This window comes from Stenotrophomonas sp. P2112, from assembly GCF_041897515.1.
GTDB classification, from domain to species: Bacteria; Pseudomonadota; Gammaproteobacteria; order Xanthomonadales; family Xanthomonadaceae; genus Stenotrophomonas; species Stenotrophomonas sepilia.
On the sequence record NZ_CP169216.1, the window covers coordinates 1,213,839 to 1,239,967 of the forward strand.

The window sequence follows — 26,129 nt, forward strand, 5'->3', positions numbered from 1 at the left end:
GCAGTGGCGGCGACTGTCCGGCGGATGAATGGAACCGGCCACGGCGTCAACCGATGTCGCGCCCGGGCGTTGTTGTCACTCGAGGGTGAAGTGATCACCCCGACGCAATTCCCATTCCCAGGAGTGACCCCATGATCCGTACCCCCCTGCTGCTGGCCCTGCTGCTCGGCACTTCCGCCTCCGGCATCGCGCTGGCGGCCGACACCCCGGCCACGTCGGCGCAGCGCCCGGCCAAGCTGGACACCAATGGCGACGGCGTGATCGACCGCAGCGAGGCGGCTGCCAACCCGCGCCTGGCCGCGAAGTTCGACGAGCTGGACAGGAACAAGGACGGCAAGCTCTCGCGCGATGAGATGCCGCGCTGGCAGCATGGCCGCCGTGGCCACGGCGGTGAGCGCTGGGCCAGGCTGGACCTCAACAAGGACGGCCGCATCAGCCGCGACGAGGCCAAGGCCGACCCGCGCCTGGCCGCGCGCTTCGACCAGCTCGACCTCAACAAGGACGGTTACCTGGACAAGGCTGACCGCGAGCTGCGCATGAAGCAGCATCGTGATGCCTGGTTTGCTGCCGCCGACACCAACAAGGATGGCCAGCTGAGCAAGGCCGAGTTCGACGCGGCCAAGGGTCCGATGCACGGTGGCCCGCGCCAAGGCGGTCCGCGCGACGGCGGTGCACCGAAGTCGCAGCGCTGATTCATCGCGCGCTGACCGACCACGACGCCGGCGTACTGCCGGCGTCGTGCGTTGAGGCCCTAGCGGCCGCTGGAATGGGCCATGGCATACAGCACGACGCCCAGCACCACGATGTTCATGGCGATGATCCCGGTACGCCCATACAGCGATTCATACACCCAGTTGGTGCCGGTGCGCCCACGCCGCGACGAATCGCGCGCGATCAGCGGCGCCATGATCTGCTGCAGCGGTCCCAGGCACTGGTAGTTCACCAGACCCATGCCGAGCACCAGCACCAGCAGATGCACCCACGTCGGGGTCTGCAGCAGTACCACCGCCAGCACTGCCAGGCAGCAGGCCATGGCTGTCCAGGTGTTCATGCGCACAAAGCGCCAGACCCGCGCGCGTTCGGCATCGGTCTTGGCATAGGACAGCAGGAATCGACCGCCCAGGTAGCTGCCGATCACGCCGCCGGCAACGCCACCAGCGAACGCGCCCCAAGTGCTGGCCGGAATCATGTGCAGGTAGCCCAGGGTGGCGGTGACCGAGCCCATGGCTGTACCCCCGGCCACGCTGGCCCCGCCCAGGCCCAGCTTGCTGCTGCCCACGCCGACGCCGGCGCTCAGCAGGATCGCGGCACTGGCGGTGCCGGGTGCGGCCACCAGCACCATCGACACCACGGCGGTGGCGAAGGCGGCGCTCGGCGCGCTGCTGCGCGCGAACTCACCGAAGCGCTGCAGCAGGCCGTCGCGCACCAGCGCGCGGGCGCGCGACAGGCGCTTGCGCACCGCAGCGTCGCTGAGCCCGAGCAGGTCGGCCACCTGTTGCGAGCGCTGGCCCTCGCGGTAGTACAGCAGCAGCACTTCGCGGCTGTCTGCGGGCAGGGCAGAGATGATCTCCTCGGCGGCGATCTCCTCTTCCACCCGCTGCAGGCGGTCGGCAGCACCCGGGGCGGGGTCGGCGGCCATGCCCATCGCCACCTCGGCCGCCTCGCCAGTCAGCGGGCGCCCGCGCTGGGCGCGCAGCCAGTCGCGGGCGAGGTTGCGGGTGATCTGCCGCAGCCACGGCAGGAAGCTGGTCGCGCTGCGCAGCTGGTGCAGCTGCTGCCAGCCCTTCACAAAGGCCTCCTGGGCGATGTCCTCGCTGGCCTGGCGGTCCCGGGTGATGGCCAGCGCGATGGCGGTGACCGTGTTCTGGCAGGCCAGCACGATGCGGCCGTAGGCGTGCTGGCAACCGCTGGCGGCGGCGGGCAGTTCGCGTTCCAGGGTCTGGTCGATCGATACGGTGAACGTCGTCATGGCGGCGGCTCTCCTGCGGGGATTGTGTCCCATGACGGAGCCGCGCGCGAAGTGTGACCAGCATTCTGTGCGGTAGTGCCGGCCGCTGGCCGGCATCCTCATTCACCCGCGAATCATTTCGAGGGCTGGATGCGGACCCGGACTTCTTCCTCTTCCGGCGCGGCCTGCGGGGCCGGTTGCGCCTGCTGCGGCTGGGCCTGCGGGGCGGGCACAGGGGCGCCGCGATGGCGCAGGCCGATCACCAGCGCCACGCCAGCGATCACCACCAGCAGCGCGATGCGGATGCGCCAGGCCCAGCTGCGGCCGCCGCTGCCCGGTTCCGGCGCGTCGCGGAAGGCGAATTCGGCGGTGGGGTGGTCACGGCGGGTAGTGTCGAGCAGGCGCGCTTCGCGCAGGATTTCGCGCGCGCGCGGCTGGTCGTCGGCACGCACGATCCATACCGCCGGATAGGCGTTGGCGTTGCCCAGGTCGGTATAACTGAACTGGCCGCGGCGACGGGTCTTGTACGAGCGCCCGTTGGTCACCTTGACGTCGATCCCATGCCCGCGCAGGAGCTCGGCCACGCCTTCGACGGTTTCCACGCGCTGGCTGCTGAAGATCTGGCGCATGGGTTACTCCTTGGCCGGCACGGCGGCGGCCGCGGCCTGGTTGGGAACCACGCGGATCAGGCCTTCCTGCGCAGTGCTGGCCACCAGCACGCCGTTGCGGGTGAAGAACTGGCCGCGGGCCAGGCCGCGCGAATCCTGCGCGCTGGGGCTGTCCAGCGAGTACAGCAGCCAGTCGTCGGCGCGGAACGGGCGGTGGAACCAGATTGCGTGGTCGAGCGAGGCCATCTGCACGTGCGGGTGGTAGTAGCTGATGCCGTGCGGGAAGGTCGCCGTGCCCAGCAGGTGGAAGTCGGAGGCATAGGCCAGCAGCGCCTGGTGCAGCTCCGGGGCATCGCCGACCGGCTCGCTCAGGCGCAGCCACACCTGGTGGTAGGGCGGGCGCTTGGGCGGGTTCAACTCGTCGCGCGGGTAGACGTGGCGGAACTCGAACGGGCCGCCACGCGACAGCCAGCGCTGCACCTTGATCGGCAGCCGCTCCAGCACTTCGGCCGGCAGCGGCCGGTTCGGTTCGATGTCTTCCGGCTGCGGCACTTCAGGCATCTTGTGCTGGTGCTCGGCGCCGGTCTCGGCCTGCTGGAACGAGGCCGCGCAGAAGAAGATCACCTTGCCGTGCTGGATCGCGGTGACCCGTCGCACCGAGAAGCTGCCGCCATCGCGGGTGCGGTCCACGTCGTAGACGATCGGGTGGTCGATGTTGCCGGCGCGCAGGAAGTAGGCGTGCAGCGAGTGCACGTGGCGGCCGTTGTCGACCGTGGCCTGCGCCGCAGCCAGGGCCTGGCCCAGCACCTGCCCACCGAACACGTACTTGGTGCCGATGTCGCGGCTCTGCCCGCGGAACAGGTTGTCCTCCAGCCGCTCCAGCGTGAGCAGGTCGATCAGCTCGGAGACGACGGGTTCGGGCGTGTCGTTCAAGGGGGCGGCCACAGCAATGAGAAGGCCCCGATTATACCGGTCAGGGGTCAGATCCCTTTCGCCCGGCGAAAGGGATCTGACCCCGGGCGGGGCAACCGCTACTTGCCCAGGCGCGCCGCCAGGGCCTGGAGGGCGTTCTGCGCGTCCGGGGCGAACCAGGCCTCGACGAAACGGTCCAGCTGGATCAGGTCCGGGTGCAGCGCTTCGTGCAGGTCGGCGCGAGCGATGGCGCGGGTCAGCAGCATCGGCTGCCGAGGCTGCTTGAGCAGGTTCTGCAGCCAGGCCACGGCGCGGGCCACCACCAGGTCACCCTCAGCCAGCTCGTCGACCAGGCCGATCTGCAGCGCCTGTTCGGCCGGCACCAGCGAGCCGGTGGTCAGCAGCACGCCGGCGCGGTGCACGCCCACCGCACGGCGCAGCAGGCGCTGGATGCCCTCCGGCGCGATCAGGCCCACCTGCACCTCGTTCAGGCCGATGGCATACGGCCGCGACGGATCGGCGCTGCGCGCCATTACCCGGTAGTCGCAGCACAGGGCCAGCACGCAGCCGCCGGCCGGCGCGTGGCCGGTAATCGCTGCGACCACCGGGATGCGGCTCTCGGCCAGTGTGCGCACGGCGCCAAAGAAAGCGTTCCAGGTGTCCAGCAGCTTGTGCTTGTCATCGCCATGCGAGAGCAGGTGCGGCACGTCCATTCCACCGGTGAAGATGCGCTCGCTGCCCGACAGCACGATGCCGTGCGCGTCTTCGGCCATGGCCAGTTCGATGGCATGGATCAGCTGCCGGCACAGATCGGTGTCCAGTGCATTGACCGGCGGCCGCGCCAGGCGCAGTTCGCGGATGGGGCCGTGGTTGATCACCTCGATGAGCGTCGTCATGCTGCGGTCTCGTTGCGAAGAAGGAACCTGGGCGATGATAACCAAACCATTCGTTGGCGTACTGTGGGTGCTGTGTGCGGCCGCAGCATCGGCTTCGGCTGCGGAATCACGCTGCGTCACGGTGGAGCAGGGCTGGGCGCGGTTGCCACCGAATCCGGCGATGCCGATGACTGCCGGCTATGGCGTGATACACAACGGCTGCAGCAGGGCGGTGGTGATCACCGGTGCGACCAGCAGTAGTTTCGGCGACGTGTCGCTGCACGAGACCACGATCGTCGATGGCGTCAGCCGGATGCGCGCGATCGAGCGCCTGCCGCTGGCAGCCGGCGCGCGTGCCGAACTCAAGCCTGGCGGCCTGCACCTGATGCTGATGCAGGGCAAGGGCGCGCTGAAGGAAGGCCAGGCGCTGCCGTTGCGGCTGCAGCTGGAAGGCGGTGGCGAAGCGAGCGCGACGTTGACCGTCCGCAAGGCCGCGCCGTAGCGGGATGGTAGTGCCGGCCGCTGGCCGGCAGCACAGGAAATGCCGGCCAGCGGCCGGCACTGCCGCAGGGTCTTACGACCAGTCGTACGAGAACAGCACCGTGCGGCTCACCGGCTCATACAGCATCACGATCGCGTCGGCGCCGGTGGCGCACCAGTTGTAGCCGGCGACTTCGGCGACGGCGAAGAACTTGTGGCCATCGCGGCGGATGATCGCCAGTTCGGCATCATCTGGAGCATGCCGGTCGTTGGCGGCGTCGGTGAATTCCAGGGTGAAGGCGGCAGGAATATCGGCCGTTTCGATCCAGTTGCCACAGGAAATCTGTCCCCCCAGCGTATCCAGATAAGCGCGCTCGCTGGCCTCACCCTTGCCGTAGCGCGAGTAGCAGGCGAGGCGGCCATGCATGGCGTGGTAGTCGCGGGCCTTGGCGTAGCTGTCGCGCATCTGCGCAATGTGTTCCTGCGCGTCCTTGTCCTGTACTGCATCGCCGATGAAATAGCCCTCGTTGCCGAGGAAGCGCATCTGGTTGCCGGCGGTCAGCTCGAAGGCGATCCAGTTGGTGGCGGTGAAATCGTTGTGGTGTTCTTCGGTGGTTTCGCCGATGCAGCCGTCGTACGGCTCGATCGGGCACAGCATCGTCGCCACCTGGCCGGCCAGTTCCGGGCGCAGCACACCGAGGTCGATCTTCAGCAGCGGCAGCAGGTGCTGGCCGAGCCAGGCTTGGTCGGCGGGGAAGACGTCGGTGGGGAAGGGGACCATGCCGGGCAGCAGGTCGCTCAGTTCAGTCTGGTGGATCATGTCAGTCCTTTGAATTGGATCGGTAGTGCCGGCCGCTGGCCGGCATGCGCGAAGCGTCTGGAGGTTGCCGGCCAGCGGCCGGCACTACCTTCAGGTGGAAGCGTTGCGGATCGCCTCAGGCAGCGGCGCGCTCTTGCCGGTCTGGGTATCCATCCAGACCACCACCACGTTGCCATCCGAGTACAGCTTCGACGCGTCCTGCTGGTCGACGATGCGGTGGCCGATGGTCACGCTGCTGTTGCCCAGGCGCTCGACGAACAATTCGACCACGATGTCGTTGGGCCACACGATCGGCAGCCGGTAATTGACGTTGGTCGCGGCCACCACCGGGGCGATGCGGTCGGTCATCGACACGCCGTCCACGCACAGCATCCAGCGCACGCGCGCTTCTTCCAAGTAGGAAATGTACTTGGCGTTGTTGACGTGGCCCATGCTGTCCATGTCGCGCCAGCGCACGCTGATCGGGATGCGGGCCAGGATCTTGTGTTCGCTGCTCATCAGGCGTCCTTCTTCTTCGACGTGCTCTTGCTGGCCTTGCCGGCGCTCTTGGCGGCCACGGCCTTCTTCGCCACCTTGGCCGGCTTCTCGGGCTTCACCTTGCGCGGCGGGCGGGCGTCGGGCTTGTTGGCCACGGCGGCCGGCTGCTCGGGGCGCGCGCTGGTGGAAGGCAGCATGCGGGCCAGGAACTGGCCGGTGTACGACTGCGGGCAGGCCGCCACGTCTTCCGGCGTGCCGGTGACCAGGATGGTGCCGCCGCGGTGGCCACCCTCCGGACCCAGATCGACGATCCAGTCGGCGGTCTTGATCACGTCCAGGTTGTGCTCGATCACCACCACCGTGTTGCCTTCGTCGCGCAGCTTGTGCAGCACGCCCAGCAGCGCTTCGATGTCGTGGAAGTGCAGGCCGGTGGTCGGCTCGTCGAGGATGTACAGGGTGCGGCCGGTATCGCGGCGCGACAGCTCCTTGGACAGCTTCACGCGCTGCGCTTCACCACCGGACAGCGTGGTCGCGCTCTGGCCCAGCTTGATGTAGCTCAGGCCGACGTCGACCAGTGTTTCCAGCTTGCGTGCGATCGACGGCACCGGCTCGAACAGCTTCAGCGCATCCTCGACGGTCATTTCCAGCACGTCGTTGATGTTGAAACCCTTGTACAGGATCTCCAGCGTCTCGCGGTTGTAGCGCTTGCCATGGCAGACATCGCACGGCACGTACACGTCCGGCAGGAAGTGCATCTCGACCTTTATCAGGCCATCGCCCTGGCAGGCCTCGCAGCGGCCACCACGCACGTTGAAGCTGAAGCGGCCCGGCGAGTAGCCGCGTGCACGCGCTTCGGGCACCTGTGCGAACAGTTCGCGCAGGGGAGTGAACAGGCCGGTGTAGGTGGCCGGGTTCGAACGCGGGGTGCGGCCGATCGGCGACTGGTCGATGTCCACCACCTTGTCGAACAGGTCCAGGCCATCGATCTCCCTGTACGGGGCGATCGGGTGCGAGGAACCGTTGATCTCGTTGGCGGCCAGCGAGAACAGGGTGTCGTTGATCAGGGTCGACTTGCCGGAGCCGGACACGCCGGTCACGCAGGTCAGCAGGCCCGACGGAATCGCCAGGTCCACGCCCTTGAGGTTGTTGCCGCTGGCCCCGCGCAGGTGCAGGGTCATCTTCGGGTTCGGCTTGTGCCGGCGCGCCGGGATCTCGATCGCGCGCTTGCCCGACAGGTACTGGCCGGTCAGCGAGCGCGGTGCCTCCAGGATGTCCTGCAGGGTGCCCTGGCCGACGATCTCGCCGCCATGCACGCCTGCGCCCGGGCCGATGTCCAGAACGTAGTCGGCCAGGCGGATCGCGTCCTCGTCATGCTCGACCACGATCACCGTGTTGCCGAGGTCGCGCAGGCGGGTGAGGGTGCCCAGCAGGCGTTCGTTGTCGCGCTGGTGCAGGCCGATCGACGGTTCGTCGAGCACGTACATCACGCCGACCAGGCCGGCACCGATCTGGCTGGCCAGGCGGATGCGCTGCGCCTCGCCACCGGACAGGGTGTCGGCCTTGCGCTCCAGGGTCAGGTAATCCAGGCCCACGTCGACCAGGAAGCCGAGGCGTTCGCCGATTTCCTTGACGATCTTCGCCGCGATCTCGCCACGCCAGCCCGGCAGGCTCAGCTCGCTGAAGAACTTCAGCGCCTCGTCGATCGGAAGCACCACCAGCTCCGGCAGCGGGCGGTCGGCCACGAACACATTGCGTGCAGCCTTGTTCAGGCGCGCGCCATGGCATTCCGGGCAGGGTTGTTCGCTGATGTACTTGGACAGCTCTTCGCGCACCGCCGGCGATTCGGTTTCCTTGTAGCGGCGCTCGAGGTTGGGAATGATGCCCTCGAAGCGATGCTTGCGCTGGGTGCGGCCACCGGCTTCGGTGAAGTAGGTGAAAGTGATAGCTTCATCGCCGCTGCCGTACAGCACGGCCTGCTGCACCTTGTCCGGCAGCGAGTTCCAGGCCGCGTCGACGTCGAACCGGTAGTGCTTGGCCAGCGAAGCGATCAGCTGGAAGTAGTAGGCGTTGCGGCGATCCCAGCCGCGCACCGCGCCGGCGGCCAGCGACAGCTCGGGGTGCACCACCACGCGCGAGGGATCGAAGAACTCGGCCATGCCCAGGCCATCGCAGCCGGGGCAGGCGCCCATCGGTGCGTTGAACGAGAACAGGCGCGGCTCCAGTTCCGGCAGCGAGTAATCGCAGACCGGGCAGGAGTATTTGGAGGAGAACAGGGTCGGCGCGGTTTCCGTGTTGTCCAGGCTCTGCACCGAGGCCATGCCGTCGCCCAGCTTCAGCGCGGTCTCGAAGCTCTCGGCCAGGCGCTGCTTGATGTCCTCGCGCGGGCGGAAGCGGTCGATCACCGCCTCGATGGTGTGCTTCTGGCGCAGCGCCAGCGGCGGCACCGCGTCGATCTCATGCAGCTCGCCGTCCACGCGCACGCGCACGAAGCCCTGCGCGCGCAGCTGGTCGAACACCTGGGCATGCTCGCCCTTGCGGTCGCGGATGACCGGCGCCAGCAGCATGTAGCGCTGTTCCGGGTCCAGGGTCAGCACCTGGTCGACCATCTGGCTGACCGTCTGCGCTTCCAGCGGGTAGCCGTGGTCTGGGCAGCGCGGGGTGCCTACGCGGGCGTACAGCAGGCGCAGGTAGTCGTAGATCTCGGTGATCGTGCCGACCGTCGAACGCGGGTTGTGCGAGGTCGACTTCTGCTCGATCGAGATCGCCGGGGACAGGCCCTCGATGTGGTCCAGGTCCGGTTTTTCCATCACGCTCAGGAACTGGCGCGCATAGGCCGACAACGACTCGACATAGCGGCGCTGGCCTTCTGCATAGATGGTGTCGAACGCCAGCGAGGACTTGCCCGAGCCGGACAGGCCGGTGATCACGATCAGCTTGTCGCGGGGCAGGTCGAGGTCGAGGTTCTTCAGGTTGTGCGTCCGCGCGCCGCGGATGCGGATGAAATCCATCGCCATGGGGGATCCGGTTGTGGGGGCGTTGGCTGGGTGCCGGGCCAGCAGGGAACGGCAATCGGTCAGCCTACCGAGGTGACCAGATGGGGGCAATGGGCGACAATGCCAGCCCGGTGTCTCACCTTGTGAGACAGGCCGACAGGCAGGGGTCAGATCCCTTTTCACGGGGTGAAAAGGGATCTGACCCCGTTCCGACGCCGCCCCCTGCGGCGTTCAGGGGTTGACTTGACCCGCGCCCGATGATCTGCGTACAATCCCGCTCCTGTCCGCCCTCGATGGCGGCAGCTCAGACCACAATAACTACAGAGGAAGGCCTGGTCATGTACGCAGTACTGGTCACCGGCGGTAAGCAATACCGCGTGGCGCAGGGCGAAAAGCTCCGCATTGAAAAGCTCGAAGTCGAAGTCGGCAGCGAGATCAAGTTTGACAACATCCTGATGCTGGGTGACAGCGACGGCGTGAAGCTGGGCGATGCGCTGAAGGGCGCTGCCGTCACCGCCAAGGTCCTGTCCCAGGGTCGTGCTGACAAGGTCCGGATCATCAAGTTCCGTCGCCGCAAGCACCACATGAAGCGTCAGGGTCACCGTCAGTACTACACCGAAATCGAGATCACCGGCATCGCCGGCTAAGCATCAGGAGAAGCAGTCATGGCACATAAAAAGGGCGTAGGCTCCTCGCGCAACGGTCGCGACTCCAACCCGAAGTACCTGGGCGTCAAGATCTTCGGCGGCCAGGCCATCGAAGCCGGCAACATCATCGTGCGTCAGCGCGGCACCCAGTTCCACCCGGGTTCGGGCGTTGGCCTGGGCCGTGACCACACCCTGTTCGCCCTCGTGGACGGCAAGGTGGAGTTCTCGGTCAAGGGCGCCAAGAAGCGTCGCACCGTCAGCATCGTCTCGGCCGACGCCTGATCCAGGCATCGCCGGCACCCGTGCCCCGGCATGGGAGTGCTGCATGAAGAGCCCCGCTTCGGCGGGGCTTTTCGTTAGAGTTGAAGCAAGACCGGCTGGGCCGGGTTGCCGGCCCACGGCCGGCATGACATTCAAGGTGGCGGCCAGCAGGCCGCGCCCATCGCAGGCATCGAAACAATGAAACTGGTAGACGAAGCAGAAATCGAAGTGTTCGCCGGCAACGGCGGCAACGGCTGCATTGGCTTCCGTCGCGAGAAGTTCATTCCGCTCGGCGGCCCGGACGGCGGCGACGGCGGTGCGGGCGGCAGCGTGTACATCCGCGCCGACGAAAACCTGAACACCCTGGTGGACTTCCGCCATGAGCGCATCTTCAAGGCGCAGCGCGGCGAGAACGGCATGGGCCGCCAGGCCTATGGCAAGGGGGGCGAAGATCTGACCATCACCGTGCCGGTCGGCACGGTGGTGATCAACGTCGCCACCGATGAAGTCATCGGCGACCTGACCCAGCACGGCGATCGCCTGCTGGTGGCCAAGGGCGGTCGTGGCGGCCTGGGCAACATGCACTTCAAGAGCTCGACCAACCGCTCGCCGCGCCAGGCGTTGCCGGGCGAGCCGGGCGAGGAGCGCACGCTGAAGCTGGAGCTGAAGCTGCTGGCCGATGTCGGCCTGCTGGGCTTCCCCAACGCCGGCAAGAGCACCCTGATCCGCGCCGTTTCGGCGGCGACGCCAAAGGTGGCTGATTACCCGTTCACCACGCTGTACCCGAACCTGGGCGTGGTGAAGGTGGAGAACCACCGCAGCTTCGTGATCGCCGACATTCCGGGCCTGATCGAAGGCGCGGCCGATGGCGCCGGCCTGGGCGCGCAGTTCCTGCGCCATCTGCAGCGCACCCGCCTGCTGCTGCACCTGGTGGACATCTCGCCGATGGAAGGTGGCGTGGACGGCATCTCGCCGGTGGAGCAGGTGCGTGCGATCGAGCGCGAGCTGGAGAAGCACGACCCGGAACTGCTGAAAAAGCCGCGCTGGCTGGTGCTGAACAAGGCCGACCTGATGTTCGAAGACGAGGCGCAGGCCGCGGCCGAGCAGATCGTTGCCGAGCTGGGCTGGAAGGAGCCGTGGTTCCTGGTCTCCGCACTGGGGCGCGAAGGCACCTTCCCGATCATGAGCCGGATCATGGCCTTCTTCGATCGCCAGAAGGAAGAAGAGCAGGAAGCCCGCGACGCGCAGTAATGCTGTTGTGGTTCCATGCGAAAAACCCGGCTTCGGCCGGGTTTTTTGTTGCCGGGGTCAGATCCCTTTTCCGCTGGAAAAGGGATCTGACCCCGGACGTGTCAAAAGTCCCGGATCGCGGGCAACAAAAAACCCGGCCGGGGCCGGGCTTTTGTCTGCAGCCCAACCCCGAAGGGCAGGGCGGCAACGCCGGATCAGGCGGCCTTGAGGGCCTTGATACGGTCGTTCAGGCGGCTCTTGTGGCGAGCAGCCTTGTTCTTGTGGATCAGGCCACGCGCGCTGAAGCGATCCAGGATCGGCTGGGCAACGGCGAAGGCGGCTTCGGCGCCGGCGGCATCGTTGGCGTCCAGCGCCTTGATCACTTTCTTGACAGCGGTGCGCAGCATCGAGCGCTGAGCCACGTTGCGCGCGTTGCGCACGACGGTCTGCTTGGCGCGCTTCTTGGCGGACTTGATATTGGCCACGGTGGTGGTTTCCTGAAAAAATCGGTGTTATGGGAACAGCAAGCTAGCTAGTATGATGGCGTAAGAAATGCACGTCAAGTCGATTGTCAAGAGGGACGCTGAGTGAGTTCACCCAAGTTGTTGCGGGGCCTGCTGTCGTTCAGCAGCATGACCATGGTCTCGCGCGTTCTCGGACTTGTCCGGGACTTCGTGGTGACCACCACGTTCGGCACCAACGCCATCACTGATGCTTTCTGGGTCGCCTTCAGGGTACCCAATTTCCTGCGCCGGTTGTTCGCCGAAGGGTCATTTGCCACCGCTTTCGTGCCGGTGTTCACGGAAGTGAAGGAAACCCGCAACCACGCCGAGCTGCGCGAACTGATGGCCCGCACCGCCGGCACCCTGGGCGGGGTGCTGATGCTGGTCACCGCACTGGCGCTGATCTTCGCGCCGCAGCTGGCCTCGGTCTTCTCCAGTGGCGTTGATACCGACCCGGTCAAGCAGGGCCTGCTGGTCGACCTGTTCCGCCTGACCTTCCCGTTCCTGCTGTTCGTCTCGCTGACCGCACTGGCCGGTGGTGCGCTGAACAGCTTCCAGCGCTTTGCCATGCCGGCGCTGACCCCGGTCATTCTCAACCTGTGCATGATCGCCGGCGCGCTGTGGCTGGCACCGCGGCTGGGCGGCACGCCGGAAAAGCAGATCCTGGCGCTGGGCTGGGCGGTGCTGGCCGCCGGCATCCTGCAGTTGCTGTTCCAGCTGCCCTCGCTGAAGGGCATCAACCTGCTGACCCTGCCGCGCTGGGGCTGGCGCCACCCGGGTGTGCGCAAGGTGATGACGCTGATGGTGCCGACCCTGTTTGGTTCCTCGGTGGCGCAGATCAACCTGCTGCTGGATACGGTGATCGCGGCCAAGCTGACCGACGGCTCGCAGTCGTGGCTGTCGCTGGCTGACCGCTTCCTGGAGCTGCCGCTGGGCGTGTTCGGCGTGGCGCTGGGCACGGTGATCCTGCCGGCGCTGGCCCGCCACCATGTCAGCACCGACCGCGAGGGCTTCTCGCGCTCGCTGGACTGGGGCCTGCGCATGACCCTGCTGATCTCGGTGCCGGCCATGCTGGGCCTGCTGCTGCTGGCCGAGCCGCTGATCGCGACCATCTTCCAGCACGGCCAGTTCAGCGCCTTCGACACCCGCATGACCGCGCTGTCGGTGTATGGCCTGAGCTTCGGCCTGCCGGCATTCGCCCTGCTGAAGGTGGTGCTGCCGGCCTTCTACGCCCGCCAGGACACCAAGACCCCGGTGCGCGCCGGCGTGGCGGCGCTGGTGGCCAACATGGTGTTCAACTTTGCCCTGCTGGCCGTGCTGTACCAGGTGATGGTGCCCGACGCGCTGAAGGCGCAGGGCGTGATGGCGGCCATCGGCAAGCAGCCGGGCCTGCACCTGGCACTGGGCATCGCCAGCGCGCTGTCCAGTTACCTGAACCTGGGCCTGCTCTGGTACTGGCTGGGCAAGACCGATGTCTACCAGCGCCGGCCGGGTTGGGGCGGCTATCTGCTGCGCCTGTTGCTGGCCTGTGCGGCCATGGTTGGCGTGCTGTTGGCCCTGCTGCACTGGCTGCCGGGTTTCTCCGCGATGCGTGTCTGGGAGCGGATCGGTGCCCTTGCGTTGCTGGTCGGCGGCGGCGGCGCGACCTATGCCGTGGCCATGCTGGCGATGGGCTTCCGTCCGCGCGACCTGCGCGGGCATTGATCGCGGCCCGTGGCGGCTATACTTCAGGGTTACACCATTGAAGCGGCGGCCCGGTCGGGCCGGAACGAGAGTTGATGAGCAGGCTGTTCAGAAGCGTCGAGGGCGGGGAGCTGTTCCCCAACGGAAGCGTGGTCTGTATCGGTGCATTCGACGGCCTCCACCTGGGCCATCGTGCGCTGGTCCGCCACGCGGTCGCCCGCGCGCGCGCCTTGGGCGTGGCCGCAGTGGCCGTGGCATTCGAGCCGCTGCCGCGTGAATTCTTCGCGCAGGGCACGCCGCCGCCGCGGCTGACCCTGGCGCGCAGCAAGGTCGAGATCCTGCGCGAGCTCGGTGTCGATGCGGTCGGCCTGCTGCGCTTCGACGCGGCGATGGCGGCGATGCCGGCCGAGACCTTCGTGCGCCGGTTGCTGGTGCACCGGCTGGGCGCCCGCGAAGTCTGGATCGGGCCGGAGTTCTGCTTCGGCAACCGCCGCCGCGGTGATCTGGCACTGCTGCAGGAGATGGGCGCCGAACTGGGCTTCAGCGCCGGCGAGATTGAAGCGGTGGACCTGCATGGCGAGCGCATCTCCAGCACCCGCATCCGCCAGCTGCTGCAGGGGGGCGATTTCGCCCGCGCCAACGACCTGCTCGGTCGCCCGTATGCGATCAGCGGGCGCGTGGTGCGCGGTCGCCAGCTTGGCCGTACGCTGGGCTTCCCCACCGCCAACCTGCGCTTCCCGAAGACCCCGGCGCTGTCGGGCATCTACGCAACCTGGGTGCACGGCGTGTTCGACCAGCCGTGGCCGTCGGTGTCCAGCTTCGGCACTCGGCCGACGGTGGAGGGCGTGGAGCCGCTGCTGGAAGCGCACCTGTTCGATTTCCAGGGCGACCTGTACGGGCGCCACATCGACGTGGAGTTTGTCGCCAAGCTGCGCGACGAAGAGAAATTCAATGATCTGGCGGCACTGACCGACCAGATGCACCGCGACGCCGAACAGGCGCGCGCCCTCCTTTCCGAACATAGATTGCGAGCCACTGCGTGAGCCAGGACTACAAGACCACCCTGAACCTGCCAGCCACCGAATTCCCGATGCGCGGCGACCTGCCCAAGCGCGAGCCGGGCATTCTGGCGCAGTGGGAAGCGCAGGGGCTCTACCAGCAGCTGCGTGACAACGCCGCCGGCCGCCCGCTGTTCGTGCTGCACGACGGCCCGCCCTACGCCAACGGCCGCATCCACCTGGGCCATGCGGTCAACAAGATCCTGAAGGACATCATCGTCAAGTCGCGCTACCTGGCCGGCTTCGATGCGCCCTATGTGCCGGGCTGGGACTGCCATGGTCTGCCGATCGAGATCGCGGTCGAGAAGAAGTGGGGCAAGGTCGGCACCAAGCTCGATGCGGTTGAATTCCGGCAGAAGTGCCGCGAGTTCGCCGAAGAGCAGATCAACATCCAGCGCGTGGACTTCAAGCGCCTGGGCGTGACCGGCGATTGGGACAACCCGTACAAGACCCTGAGTTTCGACTTCGAAGCCAATGAGATCCGTGCGCTGGCCAAGGTCGTCGCCAACGGTCACCTGGTGCGTGGTGCCAAGCCGGTGTACTGGTGCTTCGACTGTGGCTCGGCACTGGCCGAGGCGGAGATCGAGTACCAGGAAAAGGAATCGCCGGCGATCGACGTGGCCTACGCCGCGCGCGATGCCCAGGCCATCGGCAAGGCGTTCGGTGTGAGCGTGCCGGCCGACGTCGAAGTGGCCGTGCCGATCTGGACCACCACCCCGTGGACGCTGCCAGCCTCGCTGGCGGTGTCGCTGGGCGCGGAAATCAACTATGTGCTGGCCGAAGGCCCGGCCCACAACGGCAAGCGCCGTTGGCTGGTGCTGGCCGCCGCGCTGGCCGAGCGCTCGCTGCAGCGCTACGGCGTCGAGAGCGTCGTGCTGCACGGTGAAACCACCGGTGCGGCGCTGGAGAACCAGCTGCTGGCGCATCCGTTCTATCCGGAGCGCGACATCCCGCTGCTCAATGGCGACCACGTCTCCGACGAGGACGGTACCGGTGCGGTGCACACCGCCCCTGGCCACGGCCAGGAAGACTTCGTGGTCAGCCAGAAGTACGGCCTGCTGGACAAGTACAACGCCGGGCAGGTGACCCCGATCGACGGCCGTGGCGTGTACCTGGAATCGACCCCGCCGGCCGGTGAGGTGGTGCTGGCCGGCCAGCACCTGTGGAAGGCGCAGGAGGCCATCGTCGGCGTGCTGCGTGACAATGGTTCGCTGCTGGCCTTCCACCCGATCCGCCACAGCTATCCGCACTGCTGGCGCCACAAGACACCAGTGGTGTTCCGCGCGACTCCGCAGTGGTTCATCTCGATGGACAAGGCCAACCTGCGCAGCGATGCGCTGGCTGCGATCGACACTGTCGGCTGGTTCCCGACCTGGGGCAAGGCGCGCATCCAGAGCATGGTCGACGGTCGCCCGGACTGGACCATCTCGCGCCAGCGCACCTGGGGCGTACCGATCGCACTGTTCACCCATCGCCAGACCGGCGAGATCCACCCGCGCTCGGTGGAGCTGATGCAGCAGGTCGCCGACCGCGTCGAAGCCGAGGGCATCGATGTGTGGTACTCGCTGGACGCCGCCGAACTGCTCGGCGCCGAAGCGGCCGACTACGAGAAAGTCACCGACATCCTCGACGTCTGGTTCGATTCGGGCGTGACCCATGAAGGCGTGCTCGCCGCGCGTGGCTTCGGCAAGCCGGCCGACCTGTACCTGGAAGGCTCCGACCAGCACCGCGGCTGGTTCCAGTCCTCGCTGCTGACCGGCGTGGCGATCGACAAGCGCGCGCCGTACAAGCAGTGCCTCACCCACGGCTTCACCGTGGATGAGCACGGCCGCAAGATGTCCAAGTCGCTGGGCAACGGCATCGAGCCGCAGGACATCATGAACAAGCTGGGCGCGGACATCCTGCGCCTGTGGATCGCCTCGGCCGACTACAGCAACGAGATGTCGCTGTCGCAGGAAATCCTGAAGCGCAATGCTGACGCCTACCGCCGCCTGCGCAACACCGCACGCTTCCTGCTCGGCAACCTGGACGGTTTCGATCCGGCCCGGCACCTGCAACCGCTCGGGCAGATGGTCGCGCTGGACCGCTGGATCGTGCATCGCGCCTGGGAGCTGCAGGAGAAGATCAAGACGGCCTACGACGGCTACAACATGGCCGAGATCGTGCAGCTGCTGCTGAACTTCTGCAGCGTGGATCTGGGCTCGCTGTACCTGGACGTGACCAAGGACCGCCTGTACACCATGCCGACCGATTCGCACGGTCGCCGTTCGGCACAGAGCGCGATGTACCACATCGCCGAAGCGTTCACCCGCTGGGTGGCGCCGATCCTGACCTTCACCGCCGACGAGCTGTGGGGCTACCTGCCGGGCGAACGTGCCGGCCATGTGCTGTTCACCACCTGGTACGACGGCCTGGCGCCGCTGCCGGCCGGTGCCCAGCTCAACGCCGCCGATTTCGACCAGCTGCTGGCTGTGCGCGAGCAGGTGGCCAAGGTGCTCGAGCCGATGCGTGCAAACGGCGCGATCGGTGCCGCGCTGGAAGCGGAAATCACCATCGCCGCCAGCGAAGAGCAGGCCGCGAAGTGGCAGCCGCTGGCCGATGAACTGCGCTTCCTGTTCATCAGCGGCGACGTGCAGGTGCGGCCGGCGACCACCGACGAGGTGTTCGTCAGCGCCCAGCCGACCACCAAGACCAAGTGCGTGCGCTGCTGGCACCATCGCGCCGATGTCGGCAGCAACGCCGACCATCCGGAACTGTGCGGCCGCTGCGTGAGCAACATCACCGGTGCCGGTGAAGTGCGGAGCTGGTTCTGATGGCCGCGTCCCGTCCGCATCCGAACGCCCTGGTCTGGCTGCTGCTGTCGGCCGCCATCATCGGCCTGGACCAGTGGTCCAAGGCCTGGGTGCTGTCGAGCCTGCCGGAGTTCCAGCCGGTGGTGGTCATCGACGGCTTCTGGAACTGGTACCGCACCTACAACACCGGTGCGGCGTTCAGTTTCCTGAGTGACGCCGGTGGTTGGCAGAAGTACTTCTTCACCGCGCTGGCGATCGCCATCAGCGGCCTGATGGCCTGGTGGCTGCGCGGCACCGCCCGTGGCAACTGGAAGGCCGCGGTGCCGTATGCGCTGATCATCGGCGGTGCCATCGGCAACGTGATCGACCGCCAGGTGCACGGCCATGTGGTCGATTTCATCCAGTGGTACGTGGGCAGCTATACCTGGCCCTCGTTCAACATCGCCGATTCGGCCATCGTGGTGGGTGCCATCGGCATCGCCCTGTTTGGCCTGTTCGACGGCAAGTCCGCCAAAAAGGCGGATAATGCCAATCCGAAACCGTAAGCCGGCCGCTGCCGGGAGATTGAACTGATGGATGTGCTGCTCGCCAACCCGCGTGGTTTCTGTGCCGGTGTCGATCGTGCGATCGAGATCGTCAAGCGCGCGATCGAAACGCTGGGCGCGCCCATCTACGTCCGCCATGAAGTGGTGCACAACCGCTTCGTGGTCGACGACCTGAAGCAGCGCGGCGCGATCTTCGTCGAAGAGCTCGACGAGGTTCCGGACAACAACACGGTGATCTTCAGCGCGCATGGCGTCTCCCAGGCCGTGCGCCAGGAAGCCGAGCGCCGTGGCCTGAAGGTGTTCGACGCGACCTGCCCGCTGGTGACCAAGGTCCACTTCGAAGTCGCCCGCCACTGCCGTGCCGGCCGTGACGTGGTGCTGATCGGCCATGCCGGTCACCCGGAAGTGGAAGGCACCATGGGCCAGTGGAACCGCGAAGCCGGTACCGGCCAGATCTACCTGGTCGAGGATGTCGAGCAGGTTGCCACGCTGCACATCAACCAGCCGGACAACTTCGCCTACACCACCCAGACGACGCTGTCGGTGGACGATACGCGCGGCATCATCGATGCGCTGCGCGAGCGTTTCCCGGCGATGCAGGGCCCGAAGAACGACGACATCTGCTACGCCACGCAGAACCGCCAGGACGCCGTGCGCGACCTGGCCAAGCGCTGCGACCTGGTGCTGGTGGTCGGTTCGCCGAACAGCTCCAACTCGAACCGTCTGAGCGAACTGGCCCGCCGTGAAGGTGTGGAGTCGTACCTGATCGACGGTGCGCACGAGATCGACCCGGCGTGGGTGGTGGGCAAGCAGCACATCGGCGTGACCGCTGGCGCCTCGGCGCCGCAGGTACTGGTCGATGGCGTGCTGGCGCGCCTGGCCGAGCTGGGTGCAACCGGCGTGGGCGAGCTGGAAGGCGAACCGGAATCGATGGTGTTCGCGCTGCCGAAGGAACTGCGTCTGCGCCTGGTCGACTGACCGGGAAGCGCCTCATCCACGCATGGCGTGGATCTACTGAAACTGCTCTGGTGGGTGCGAACCTTGGTTCGCACGCTTTTTGTCATGCGAGGATGGCCGGCCCGCCCATGACCTTTGGCCATGGGGCAGGGCACTTTACAGGCCTAGCATCGGAGGATTCTCCGCTGTTGGATGCTGCCCGATGAAGACCCGAGCCCTGGTGATGTCCGTGCTGTTCGCGCTGGCTGCTTCGCCTGCACTGGCGCAGACCTCGCCGCCTGCCGACGCCGCGGCTCCCGGCCTGCTGCGCATCGATGTGGATGCGCGCGATCTCGCTCGCCGCATCTTCAAGGTGACCGCCACCGTACCGGTCAAACCCGGTCCGATGACCCTGCTGTACCCGCAGTGGATTCCCGGCAACCATTCGCCCACCGGGCCGATCGACAAGCTGGCCGGCCTGCGCGTGACCGCCAACGGCAAGCCGTTGGCCTGGCAGCGCGACCAGTACAACGTCTATGCGTTCAAGGTAGACGTGCCCGAGGGCGTCAGCGAGATCGTCGCCCACTTCGACTTCCTGTCCTCGCAGGGCGGCAGCCAAGGCCGGGTGGTGATGACCCCGGAGATGCTCAACCTGCAGTGGAATGCCAACTCGCTGTATCCGGCCGGCGTCGATACACGCGACCTGCAGGCGCAGGCCAGCGTGATCCTACCCAAGGGCTGGTCGTTTGCCACTGCGCTGGAAACCGCGCGCCGCGACGGCGATACCGTGGTGTTCAAGCCGATCTCCTATGACCACCTGGTCGATTCGCCGTTGTTTGCCGGCGAGCACTACCAGCGCATCGATCTCGATCCGGGCGCGAAGGTGCCGGTGCACCTCAATGTGTTTGCCGACGAGGCCAAGTCGCTGAAGCCGAGCGAGGCACAGATCACCCTGCACCGCGCACTGGTGCGGCAGGCCGACAAGCTCTACGGTGCGCGCCACTACAACCACTATGAATTCCTGCTGGCGTTGACCGACCGTCTTGGTGGCATCGGCCTGGAGCATCACCGTTCCAGCGAGAACAGTGCCGACCCGGGTTACTTCACCGAGTGGGACGACAACGCCTGGATGCGCGATCTGCTACCGCACGAGTACACCCATTCCTGGAACGGCAAGTACCGGCGTGGCGCTGACCTGGCAACCGCCAACTTCAACACGCCGATGGGCGACAGCCTGCTGTGGGTCTACGAAGGTCAGACCCAGTTCTGGGGACAGGTGCTGGCGGCACGCTCGGGGCTGTGGTCGACGGCGCAGGCGCGCGACATGCTGGCCAATGTGGCCGCGACCTATGATCGCGGCCGCCCGGGCCTGGCCTGGCGCCCGTTGCAGGACACCACCAACGACCCGACCATCGCCCAGCGCCGGACGTTGCCGTACCGCAACTACCAGATGAGCGAAGACTATTACTCCGGTGGCCAGATGCTGTGGCTGGAAGTGGAGGGCAAGCTGCGCGAACTGAGCGGCAACCGCCGCAGCCTGGATGACTTCGCGCGCGCCTTCTTCGGGGTTGGCAACGGTGACTGGGACGTCAACCCCTACACCTTCGACGACGTGGTGGCGACCTTGAACGGCATCGTGTCGTACGACTGGGCGACGTTCCTGCGCGGGCGCCTGGACGGCCACGGTTCGTTGACCGGGGGGCTGGAACTGGCGGGCTGGAAGCTGGTCTACCGCGATACTCCGAACGACGCCTACAAGGCGCAGGAAAAGCGTGCCAAGGCCGCACTGCTGGCCTATTCGCTGGGCGCGACCGTGCTCGACAGCGGCGTGGTCGGCGACGTGATCTGGGACAGCCCGGCGTTCAACGCCGGTCTTGCACCCGGCATGAAGGTGATTGCGGTTGGCGGGCGCGAGTACAGCAGCCAGCGCTTGAAGCATGCGGTGGCGACGGCGGCCAAGGACAAGGCGCCGATCGTCCTGCTGGTGAAGCAGTTCGACCGCATCGAGACGATGAACATCGACTACCACGGTGGCCTGCAGTATCCGGTGCTGGAGCGTATCGCCGGCAAGCCTGACCGCCTGGCGGACCTGTGGAAGGCGCGATGAAACCGCGCGCCCGCGATGGCGTGATCCTGTTGATGGCGATCCTCGCCATCGTCGGTGCGTTCCTGCATGGCGACGGGCGCTGGCTGCACTGGCTGGCCAAGCCGGCGACCACGCTGCTGATCGCTGCCATCGCCTGGCGGGTGCGTGATCCTGCGCAGCCGTCCTACCGGCGCGCGGTGCTGGCCGGCATGCTGTTGTCGTGCCTGGGTGACATCGCGCTGATGTTGCCGATGGACGCGTTCGTACCGGGGCTGGTGGCGTTCCTGCTGGCGCACCTCTGCTACATCGTCGCCTTCCGTGAGGGCCTGCGTGCCGGGCGTGGCCTGCTCGCCGCCAGCATCCTGCTCGGTGCGTTCGCTGTACTCAATGTGCTTGGGCTGTGGCCGCACCTGCCTGCACCGATGCGTATGCCGGTGCTGGCGTACGTGGTGGTGCTGGCCTCGATGGCGATGTTGGCCTTGGCACGGCAATGGCGCAGCCCGCAGCCTGCCGTGGAAGCCCGAAGTGCGCCCTGGGCTGCCGTCGGTGCGCTGCTGTTCGTGGCCAGCGATTCGCTGCTGGCCTGGGACCGCTTCGCCGGCGGCCTGCCACTGGCCAGCCTGCTGGTGCTGTCCACCTATTACGGCGCGCAGTACGCCATCGCCCGTTCGGTGAAATAGAAAAAGGGGACGGAGGGGATTAAGTCGCAGACCGCACCAAGGCACATGCGACTTAATCCCCTCCGTCCCCTTTTTGCGTTGACTATCGTCGGTTCGCGTGGCCGGAACGCCCCTGTGCGTCGAACGAGAGTCGTGCGGACTGGCGATCGCCGGCGACCTCGTCCGGCAGCCACACCAGCCTGCCGCCCTTGCGCACGATCACATAGACGTGGCCGACGTCACCCGGCGTGGCCATCAGCGCGTTGCGCTGCGCCTGCAGCGCCTGGGCGACGCGTGGCACCGCCTCGAAATCGATGTTGGCCAGCGCCGTGCTGCTGCGGCGCAGGGTGATGGTGGGCGCGAAGCGCTGCGGATCGACCGGGTCACCCTTGCGCCACTGGCCGTGCTCGAAGTGGTAGCTGTCCACGTGCGTAGGTTGCTGCGGATCGACCAGATCCAGATTGATGCGGCCATCATCGTAGAAGCGGATGCTGTGGAACACCATCAACCGGTGCCCGGCCAGGGCTGGCATCTGTTCCAGTGCCTGGCGGGCGGCCAGCAGGTAGTCCGCATCGAACAAGCGGTTGCTGCGTTCGGGCATCGGCATCGACCGCGGTTCGGGAATCGGTGCGAGCGAAGCAGGCCGCTCGCGCGGTGGAGGCGTGGTGATCGGCGTGGTTGCGCGGTCATCCTGCACCGAATGGCCCATCGTTTCGGCAAGGGTCTGCAGTGCCCCGCCGGCAACGGCGACGCCGGCCAGCAACAGCAGCACCATCGAAAATACCAGTCGCGTCGAGGGGGGCTGCTTCATACACCCTCCAGGCGAACGTTGCCGCGATCTTCCGGGTCGTACAGCAGCGTGACCTGCTCGCGTGGAAGGTTGGCCAGCTCGATCAACGGGATGAAGCGGCGCACGTTCACCTGCTGTATGCCACCTTCGCGGTCGGTGTACTCCAGCTGGAACTCCACCTGCGGCTGCTCGTTGAGGTAGGTGCCGGTCTGGCGCAGCTTCAGCACCTTCGCATCCACGCCGATGCCGCGGTACTTCAGCGCGTCTCCGCGTGCATCGGCCTGCAGCAGGCGCCCCAGGACGCGCAGGCCCAGGGCGTAGCCGCACAACACCAGCGGGCACACCAGCAGTGGGTGGCCGAAGGACATGAACGTCCAGCCCAGGCCCTCACTCTGCAGCCGATAGGCGAGCACGTAGGCGCTGGCAACCACGACGATGCCGATGACCGCGCCGGCGCCGCGGCGCCAGAGGCTGGCGACATCAAGTTCGGGCTGGGCGCCCTCCAGCACCACATTGGGGAACGCACCCGGCGTCCGGCTCAGGCGAACCTCGATGCGCTGGCCGGCCACGAAACGCTGCAGCTGCGGTTTGCTGTCCACCACCAGCATCTGTTCATTGATCGGCGTGCCGGACAGGTTCTGGAAGCCAAGCTTCAGTCTCCACTGCGCGAAGCCGCGCACCTGCACGCCGGTCTGCTCGGCCTGTTCGATGAACGCATCACGCGGCTCACCGTCGGCCAGGATGGTGCGCACCCGATGCAGCGCGCGCGGCGGGCCCAGCAGCAGGTAGTGCAGGAAGGCGAGCAGCAACGCGAGCCACAGGGCCAGCGACAGGGCGAGCAGCAGCAGGGCCAGCCATGGCGCGCTGCGGTCGGCCAGTGGCACCGGCCACGACGTGCCGAAGTAGAGGATGCAGGGGAAGGGCAACGCGAAGAACAGCAGGAACGCGCCCCAGAACCAGAGATAGGCCTTCATGGGGTGGTGGGGGACCGATGGAACAGGGCGCGTAGGGTACTACGCTCAGCGGATCTGCAGGGTCAGCAGGAAGTAGCGGCCAAGTGGATCGTCCAGCCCCGGCATCTGGCCGCCATTGCCGACCAGGTAGTTCACCGGTTGCGTGTCGAGCACGTTGTGCACGTCCAGCGCGGCGACCACGCGCGGCCCCAGCCGCCTTGCCAGGTGCAGGTTCCAGCGCAGCTGCCGCGGATTCATGCAATGGTTCTGCTCGCGCTGTTCCTCCGGGCATTCCGCACCGGGCAGCCAGGCACGCGTGCGCCCTACCTGGTTGCCGCGCAGGGCGATGTCCCAGTTGCTGTTCTGCCACTGCACATTGAGCACGGCGGCCATCGCTGGCGTGACATGGCCACGCAGGTCCACCGTCGCTTCGTGGCCACGCTCGCGGCGCAGTTCCTGCTGCTTCAGCGCATCGAGCGAGAACAGCCACTGGCCGGTGCTGCCGGTGTCGATGTGGTACTCCCCGCGCAGAACAAGGTTGCGCGACGTGGTGCGGCCGATGTTGTCGAAGGACAGGCGCAGGTTGTGCAGGTTGCCGTCCTCGTCCAACTCCCACGTGCTTGAATTCCACACTGCGTCGGCCGGTTGCAGGGCCAGGATCTCGTTGCGCAGTTCGACGATGTTGTGGGTCAGCGACAGTGAAAACGCATCGGTCGGTGTCCAGGTCGCACCCAGGGAATGGCTGCGCGACCGCTCCGCTTTCAGCGCATCGTTCTCCACCACGTCCACGGTTACGCTGCAGCGTCCGTTGCCGTTGCTCTGCGCGCAGTTGGGCAGTGCGCTGGAGGCGGGTAGTTCGATCGCGCCGAAATAGCCCGGCGGCCGCCGTTGCTCGAACAGGCTGGGGGCCCGGTAGCCGCGCCCGGTGGCAAGCAGGAATGACCACTGCGGTGTCGGGCTCCAGCGTACGCCCACGCGGGGCGAGAAAGCCTGGTAATCGCCATCGCGGTCCCAGCGTGCTGCCAGGTCCATGCGCAGCGTGCGCGCCAATGGCAGGCCGAGTTCGGCGTAGGCACCGCCACTGCGGCGTGACAGGTGGCGTTGTTCCTGTGGCAGGCCCAGCGCCAGGTCGCCCTGGCTCAGCAGCGCGTCGGGATGCGACGTCCAGCGTTCCTGGCGCAGGTCGATGCCGGTGGCCACTTGTGCAGCACCGCCGGCCAATGGCATCAACTCGCGCTGCATGCCCCACCAGCCCTGCCACTGCTCGGTGCGCCCGCGGTTGCGGATCGAAGGGAACAACTGCGCGGCGGTCTCTGCCGGCAACGAGGTGAAGCCGGGCAGGAAATCCAGCGTCTCGGCAGCGCGCAGCAGTGGTTGGGCGCGCACGGTGCCGGATGTCGTCAGGGTGACATCGCTGCGCTGTGCGCTGATGCCGGCATCCCAGCTGCGGCGGCCCTGGTCGCGGCCCATGCCGAAGGTGACGTCGGCATCGGTGGCACGTACATGCGGACGCACGTTGCCGGCTTCGCGCAGCACGCTGTTGAAGGTGAACCCATAAAGCCCGATGGCTACGGCGGTCGGGCCGAGGTCGAAGCGTTGCCGGTTGTGGCTGGCCCGCGCCTCGGCGTAGGCGTAGCGGCCTTCGCCGCGCTCATGCCGATAGCGCAGGTAGGCCGAGGCGGTGTCCGAGGCCGGTTGCAGCGAACGCGGGCGTGCGCTGTCAAACCAGCAGGCACCATCGCGCCGTTTCAATGGCCCTTCGCAGCGCTTTGCCGGCCAGTAGCGTCCATCGCGGAACGCGCCGATCAGGTACTGCGAGGTTTCCGCATGCCATTCGCGGCGATCGCCGGCCACGTGGTCGATGCGATGCAGGTCGACGCCAGCGAACCAGCGGTCCCCTCCGTCGCGCACGCCACCGGTGGCCGCCTGCAGGCGATACTGGCCGGCGTCGCCGCGCCCGCTCAGGCCGGTCTGCAGCATGGCTTCAGGGCCATCGGCCTGGTCACGCAGGATGATGTTGACCACGCCGGACATCGCGTCGGCACCATAGATGGCCGACGCACCGCCACGCACCAGTTCGATGCGCTCGACGAAGCTGAGCGGGATGCCCCCCAGGTCGGTGAGCCCGCCCTGTTCCAGCGACACCATCGGATAGCGTGGCAGGCGCCGGCCATTGACCAGGAACAAGGTCGCACGCGGACCCATGCCGTCCAGGCTGGTGGTGGTGGCCGCACCCACCGGCAGGTACTGCGAATCGCCACTGCGCGAGGTGCTCATCGCCGGGTGGCCGTTCATGCCCGGCAAGTGCCGCAGCAGGTCGAACAGGCTGCCGTAACCGCTGCGCAGGATGTCATCGCGGTCGATGATGGTCACCGGCAGCGTGGTCTGCACGGAGGTGCGCGGCAGCCGGCTGCCGGTGACATGGATCGGCGCCAGCTCCACCTGCGGTGGCGTCTCGGGCACCCCGCCCGGCGACGGTACCGCGGGCATCGCACGCGTCGCGACCGGCGGGGGCGATGGCGGTGCTGGCCGGGTGCGGCGGACGACGAATCCACCGGCAGGCGTGCGCAGGATGGTCACCGGCATGCCGGCGACCAGTTCCTTCAGGGCCGTGGCCGCATCGCGTTGGCCATGGGTGCCGGCCGTGCGCAGGCCATCCAGTTCACGCGCATCGAACAGCAGGGCGATGCCACTCTGGCGCGCCCATTGCTGCAGGGCCGGTGCGAGTGGGCCTGAACCCACATGGACCTCCAGGGTGCCGGCCTGTTCGGCTGCATCGGCAGAGGGCAGCGCGGCGATGCTCAGCGCGAAGCAGAACAGGGTGCAGAGCAGCCCCTCCCGCAGCGCGCCCGGTACTGCCTTCACTGCAGGCC

23 protein-coding genes are annotated in these 26,129 nt (G+C 67.1%); 12 read left to right on the forward strand and 11 right to left on the reverse strand.

Going from position 1 to position 26,129, the window contains the following annotated elements:
* The first annotated feature begins 131 nt into the window (after window positions 1-131).
* Window positions 132-692: an EF-hand domain-containing protein gene (locus ACEPA4_RS05705; protein ID WP_065185993.1), complete on the forward strand. Its 561-nt coding sequence runs from the start codon at window positions 132-134 to the stop codon at window positions 690-692.
* Window positions 693-751: 59 nt separating this feature from the next.
* On the opposite strand, the gene ACEPA4_RS05710 is transcribed toward ACEPA4_RS05705, so the two are convergent.
* From ACEPA4_RS05710 to ACEPA4_RS05725, 4 genes are all read right to left on the reverse strand, one after another.
* Entirely contained in the window at window positions 752-1,969 is a 1,218-nt protein-coding gene (locus ACEPA4_RS05710) for an RNA polymerase sigma factor (protein WP_065185992.1), read from the reverse strand.
* A 113-nt stretch (window positions 1,970-2,082) separates the two neighbouring features.
* The gene (locus ACEPA4_RS05715) at window positions 2,083-2,577 is read right to left on the reverse strand and encodes a pathogenicity-like protein (RefSeq protein WP_065178109.1); all 495 of its coding nucleotides are present in this window, start codon (window positions 2,575-2,577) and stop codon (window positions 2,083-2,085) included.
* 3 nt (window positions 2,578-2,580) lie between these two features.
* Window positions 2,581-3,501: an acyl-CoA thioesterase II gene (gene tesB / locus ACEPA4_RS05720; protein WP_374083016.1), complete on the reverse strand. Its 921-nt coding sequence runs from the start codon at window positions 3,499-3,501 to the stop codon at window positions 2,581-2,583.
* A gap of 86 nt (window positions 3,502-3,587) precedes the next feature.
* On the reverse strand, window positions 3,588-4,364 hold the full coding sequence (locus tag ACEPA4_RS05725; RefSeq protein WP_005415699.1) for an enoyl-CoA hydratase/isomerase family protein: 777 nt from the start codon (window positions 4,362-4,364) through the stop codon (window positions 3,588-3,590).
* Between the two features lie 34 nt (window positions 4,365-4,398).
* Between ACEPA4_RS05725 and ACEPA4_RS05730 the strand changes: the two genes are divergently transcribed.
* Window positions 4,399-4,845 (forward strand): copper chaperone PCu(A)C, encoded by a 447-nt coding sequence (locus ACEPA4_RS05730; protein ID WP_065178108.1) that lies wholly within the window; start codon window positions 4,399-4,401, stop codon window positions 4,843-4,845.
* A gap of 72 nt (window positions 4,846-4,917) precedes the next feature.
* On the opposite strand, the gene ACEPA4_RS05735 is transcribed toward ACEPA4_RS05730, so the two are convergent.
* The 3 genes from ACEPA4_RS05735 to uvrA form a co-directional block, all read right to left on the reverse strand.
* Window positions 4,918-5,643 (reverse strand): enolase, encoded by a 726-nt coding sequence (locus tag ACEPA4_RS05735; RefSeq protein ID WP_164092684.1) that lies wholly within the window; start codon window positions 5,641-5,643, stop codon window positions 4,918-4,920.
* 90 nt (window positions 5,644-5,733) lie between these two features.
* The gene (locus tag ACEPA4_RS05740) at window positions 5,734-6,141 is read right to left on the reverse strand and encodes a thioesterase family protein (RefSeq protein ID WP_164092683.1); all 408 of its coding nucleotides are present in this window, start codon (window positions 6,139-6,141) and stop codon (window positions 5,734-5,736) included.
* Entirely contained in the window at window positions 6,141-9,134 is a 2,994-nt protein-coding gene (gene uvrA / locus ACEPA4_RS05745; RefSeq protein ID WP_005415703.1) for an excinuclease ABC subunit UvrA, read from the reverse strand. Before uvrA ends, ACEPA4_RS05740 begins: the two co-directional genes overlap by 1 nt.
* A gap of 317 nt (window positions 9,135-9,451) precedes the next feature.
* On the opposite strand from uvrA, the gene rplU reads away from it, so the two are divergent.
* From rplU to cgtA, 3 genes are all read left to right on the forward strand, one after another.
* A complete protein-coding gene (rplU, locus tag ACEPA4_RS05750) occupies window positions 9,452-9,760 on the forward strand; it encodes a 50S ribosomal protein L21 (protein ID WP_005408557.1) in 309 nt (102 codons plus the stop codon).
* Between the two features lie 18 nt (window positions 9,761-9,778).
* Entirely contained in the window at window positions 9,779-10,042 is a 264-nt protein-coding gene (rpmA, locus tag ACEPA4_RS05755; RefSeq protein WP_005415704.1) for a 50S ribosomal protein L27, read from the forward strand.
* Window positions 10,043-10,219: 177 nt separating this feature from the next.
* Window positions 10,220-11,272 (forward strand): Obg family GTPase CgtA, encoded by a 1,053-nt coding sequence (gene cgtA, locus ACEPA4_RS05760; protein ID WP_065196548.1) that lies wholly within the window; start codon window positions 10,220-10,222, stop codon window positions 11,270-11,272.
* A 194-nt stretch (window positions 11,273-11,466) separates the two neighbouring features.
* On the opposite strand, the gene rpsT is transcribed toward cgtA, so the two are convergent.
* Entirely contained in the window at window positions 11,467-11,736 is a 270-nt protein-coding gene (gene rpsT / locus ACEPA4_RS05765; protein WP_005408560.1) for a 30S ribosomal protein S20, read from the reverse strand.
* Between the two features lie 117 nt (window positions 11,737-11,853).
* Here rpsT and murJ point away from each other — a divergent pair, with 117 nt between their 5' ends.
* The 7 genes from murJ to ACEPA4_RS05800 all read left to right on the forward strand — a co-directional run bounded on the left by murJ (window position 11,854) and on the right by ACEPA4_RS05800 (window position 21,534).
* The gene (gene murJ, locus ACEPA4_RS05770; protein WP_155760586.1) at window positions 11,854-13,458 is read left to right on the forward strand and encodes a murein biosynthesis integral membrane protein MurJ; all 1,605 of its coding nucleotides are present in this window, start codon (window positions 11,854-11,856) and stop codon (window positions 13,456-13,458) included.
* A 74-nt stretch (window positions 13,459-13,532) separates the two neighbouring features.
* Window positions 13,533-14,480, forward strand: a complete 948-nt coding sequence (locus ACEPA4_RS05775; protein ID WP_005415707.1) for a bifunctional riboflavin kinase/FAD synthetase — start codon at window positions 13,533-13,535, stop codon at window positions 14,478-14,480.
* Complete coding sequence (gene ileS / locus ACEPA4_RS05780; RefSeq protein ID WP_065185986.1) at window positions 14,477-17,308, forward strand: isoleucine--tRNA ligase; 2,832 nt, start codon at window positions 14,477-14,479, stop codon at window positions 17,306-17,308. The genes ACEPA4_RS05775 and ileS overlap by 4 nt, the downstream gene beginning before the upstream one ends.
* Complete coding sequence (lspA, locus tag ACEPA4_RS05785) at window positions 17,308-17,832, forward strand: signal peptidase II (protein WP_005415709.1); 525 nt, start codon at window positions 17,308-17,310, stop codon at window positions 17,830-17,832. Before ileS ends, lspA begins: the two co-directional genes overlap by 1 nt.
* Before the next feature lie 27 nt (window positions 17,833-17,859).
* Window positions 17,860-18,810 carry a 4-hydroxy-3-methylbut-2-enyl diphosphate reductase gene (gene ispH / locus ACEPA4_RS05790; protein WP_005415710.1) on the forward strand — a complete coding sequence of 317 codons (951 nt, stop codon included), beginning with the start codon at window positions 17,860-17,862 and terminating at the stop codon, window positions 18,808-18,810.
* Between the two features lie 181 nt (window positions 18,811-18,991).
* On the forward strand, window positions 18,992-20,875 hold the full coding sequence (locus ACEPA4_RS05795; protein ID WP_139726824.1) for a M61 family metallopeptidase: 1,884 nt from the start codon (window positions 18,992-18,994) through the stop codon (window positions 20,873-20,875).
* Window positions 20,872-21,534, forward strand: a complete 663-nt coding sequence (locus tag ACEPA4_RS05800) for a lysoplasmalogenase (protein ID WP_139726825.1) — start codon at window positions 20,872-20,874, stop codon at window positions 21,532-21,534. The genes ACEPA4_RS05795 and ACEPA4_RS05800 overlap by 4 nt, the downstream gene beginning before the upstream one ends.
* An 82-nt stretch (window positions 21,535-21,616) precedes the next feature.
* Here the strand turns inward: ACEPA4_RS05800 and ACEPA4_RS05805 are convergent, their stop codons facing one another.
* Genes ACEPA4_RS05805 through ACEPA4_RS05815 form a run of 3 tightly spaced genes read right to left on the reverse strand, consistent with a single transcriptional unit; the run spans window position 21,617 to window position 26,121 of the window.
* The gene (locus ACEPA4_RS05805) at window positions 21,617-22,324 is read right to left on the reverse strand and encodes a hypothetical protein (RefSeq protein WP_139726826.1); all 708 of its coding nucleotides are present in this window, start codon (window positions 22,322-22,324) and stop codon (window positions 21,617-21,619) included.
* A complete protein-coding gene (locus ACEPA4_RS05810; RefSeq protein WP_139726827.1) occupies window positions 22,321-23,277 on the reverse strand; it encodes a hypothetical protein in 957 nt (318 codons plus the stop codon). The genes ACEPA4_RS05805 and ACEPA4_RS05810 overlap by 4 nt, the downstream gene beginning before the upstream one ends.
* Window positions 23,278-23,322: 45 nt before the next feature.
* The gene (locus tag ACEPA4_RS05815; protein WP_139726828.1) at window positions 23,323-26,121 is read right to left on the reverse strand and encodes a TonB-dependent siderophore receptor; all 2,799 of its coding nucleotides are present in this window, start codon (window positions 26,119-26,121) and stop codon (window positions 23,323-23,325) included.
* Window positions 26,122-26,129 lie beyond the last annotated feature (8 nt).

What these genes read in the sequence shown, in the direction of transcription:
- ACEPA4_RS05705 (WP_065185993.1), top strand. Translation starts at nt 132, where the DNA reads ATGATCCGTACCCCCCTGCTGCTGGCCCTGCTGCTCGGCACTTCCGCC.
- ACEPA4_RS05710 (WP_065185992.1), bottom strand. Translation starts at nt 1,969, where the DNA reads ATGACGACGTTCACCGTATCGATCGACCAGACCCTGGAACGCGAACTG.
- ACEPA4_RS05715 (WP_065178109.1), bottom strand. Translation starts at nt 2,577, where the DNA reads ATGCGCCAGATCTTCAGCAGCCAGCGCGTGGAAACCGTCGAAGGCGTG.
- ACEPA4_RS05725 (WP_005415699.1), bottom strand. Translation starts at nt 4,364, where the DNA reads ATGACGACGCTCATCGAGGTGATCAACCACGGCCCCATCCGCGAACTG.
- ACEPA4_RS05730 (WP_065178108.1), top strand. Translation starts at nt 4,399, where the DNA reads ATGATAACCAAACCATTCGTTGGCGTACTGTGGGTGCTGTGTGCGGCC.
- ACEPA4_RS05735 (WP_164092684.1), bottom strand. Translation starts at nt 5,643, where the DNA reads ATGATCCACCAGACTGAACTGAGCGACCTGCTGCCCGGCATGGTCCCC.
- ACEPA4_RS05740 (WP_164092683.1), bottom strand. Translation starts at nt 6,141, where the DNA reads ATGAGCAGCGAACACAAGATCCTGGCCCGCATCCCGATCAGCGTGCGC.
- uvrA (WP_005415703.1), bottom strand. Translation starts at nt 9,134, where the DNA reads ATGGCGATGGATTTCATCCGCATCCGCGGCGCGCGGACGCACAACCTG.
- rplU (WP_005408557.1), top strand. Translation starts at nt 9,452, where the DNA reads ATGTACGCAGTACTGGTCACCGGCGGTAAGCAATACCGCGTGGCGCAG.
- rpmA (WP_005415704.1), top strand. Translation starts at nt 9,779, where the DNA reads ATGGCACATAAAAAGGGCGTAGGCTCCTCGCGCAACGGTCGCGACTCC.
- cgtA (WP_065196548.1), top strand. Translation starts at nt 10,220, where the DNA reads ATGAAACTGGTAGACGAAGCAGAAATCGAAGTGTTCGCCGGCAACGGC.
- ACEPA4_RS05775 (WP_005415707.1), top strand. Translation starts at nt 13,533, where the DNA reads ATGAGCAGGCTGTTCAGAAGCGTCGAGGGCGGGGAGCTGTTCCCCAAC.
- lspA (WP_005415709.1), top strand. Translation starts at nt 17,308, where the DNA reads ATGGCCGCGTCCCGTCCGCATCCGAACGCCCTGGTCTGGCTGCTGCTG.
- ispH (WP_005415710.1), top strand. Translation starts at nt 17,860, where the DNA reads ATGGATGTGCTGCTCGCCAACCCGCGTGGTTTCTGTGCCGGTGTCGAT.
- ACEPA4_RS05795 (WP_139726824.1), top strand. Translation starts at nt 18,992, where the DNA reads ATGAAGACCCGAGCCCTGGTGATGTCCGTGCTGTTCGCGCTGGCTGCT.
- ACEPA4_RS05800 (WP_139726825.1), top strand. Translation starts at nt 20,872, where the DNA reads ATGAAACCGCGCGCCCGCGATGGCGTGATCCTGTTGATGGCGATCCTC.
- ACEPA4_RS05805 (WP_139726826.1), bottom strand. Translation starts at nt 22,324, where the DNA reads ATGAAGCAGCCCCCCTCGACGCGACTGGTATTTTCGATGGTGCTGCTG.
- ACEPA4_RS05810 (WP_139726827.1), bottom strand. Translation starts at nt 23,277, where the DNA reads ATGAAGGCCTATCTCTGGTTCTGGGGCGCGTTCCTGCTGTTCTTCGCG.